Source organism: Oleiphilus sp. HI0086, from assembly GCF_001635225.1.
Genome location: NZ_LWFZ01000671.1, coordinates 1 through 1,132, shown reverse-complemented (window position 1 = coordinate 1,132; position 1,132 = coordinate 1). Strand labels below are relative to the sequence as shown.

The window sequence follows — 1,132 nt, the reverse complement described above, 5'->3', positions numbered from 1 at the left end:
TGAAAATTTGCTTCATTTTTATTGTATTAACAGACATGCATCACTTACCTTTTGGCGATTTAATAATAGACAGCGACACGATAAAGTCATCGTGACCCGTAGTCATTATATATAAATATTCCCGCCTTTAAAGCGAAAAGCGACTACTTAAGAAATTAAGCGTTAAAGGTAGTATCTGCGTTAAATCTTGTGGCTAAGCAGCTTGGCTTTTACTAGAATTAGCAAGCGGCATCACGAAACGACGACGCCTTTCAATATAACCGTAAATATGAGAACCCTATGTTTGACTACCAAGCCCCGAAAGACCTACTCCAATCCAAAGTCATTTTAGTTACCGGTGCGGGTGATGGAATCGGCAAGACAGCAGCACTTAGCTTTGCCAAGCATGGAGCAACTGTAATCCTATTAGGGCGAACCGTTTCAAAGCTAGAAAAAGTCTATGACGAAATCGAATCCAAGGGCTACCCAAAACCGGCAATCATTCCAATGAATTTGGAAGGCGCTGTAGAGAAAGACTATATTGACGTTGCTAACTCGATCGATGCTGAATTCACTCATATCGATGGTATTCTCCACAACGCGGCGCAGCTTGGATCCCTTACGAGTATTGAGCAATACGAAGTGTCCGTTTGGAACAAAATGATGCAGGTAAACGTTAATGCCCCTTTTATGCTGACAAAGACACTGTTACCACTACTTAGAAACTCCGAAGATGCCTCTATTATTTTTACCTCATCAAGCGTTGGCAGAAAAGGACGTGCATTTTGGGGGGCTTATTCTGTCAGTAAGTTTGCAAACGAAGGTTTAATGCAGGTACTAGCAGATGAGCTCGACGGCACGGATAAAACTATTAAAGTGAACAGCATCAACCCTGGCGCCACACGCACTAATATGCGAGCCGATGCTTACCCTGCTGAAAACCCCCATAATAACCCAAGCCCCGAACAAATCATGCCCGTTTACCTCTATCTTATGGGTAAGGACAGCGAAAAAGTAACGGGACAAGCTTTTGACGCTCAATCCAATGCAAGATCAAAGGAATAACACAGTGGGCCTATAATTCTTGGTAATCTATTGGTCACCTCACTTTTAGAGACGGCTGCTAAGCTAAAGGAACAGCAACAAAATAAGT

At 42.7% G+C, this 1,132-nt stretch carries 1 protein-coding gene; it reads left to right on the top strand.

The window, feature by feature from the left end:
* Positions 1-279: 279 nt before the first annotated feature.
* Positions 280-1,044 carry a YciK family oxidoreductase gene (locus A3756_RS09905; RefSeq protein WP_068553399.1) on the top strand — a complete coding sequence of 255 codons (765 nt, stop codon included), beginning with the start codon at positions 280-282 and terminating at the stop codon, positions 1,042-1,044.
* Positions 1,045-1,132 lie beyond the last annotated feature (88 nt).

Bases quoted from the DNA above. Each gene is read 5' to 3' on its own strand.
- A3756_RS09905 (WP_068553399.1), top strand. From the start codon at position 280: ATGTTTGACTACCAAGCCCCGAAAGACCTACTCCAATCCAAAGTCATT.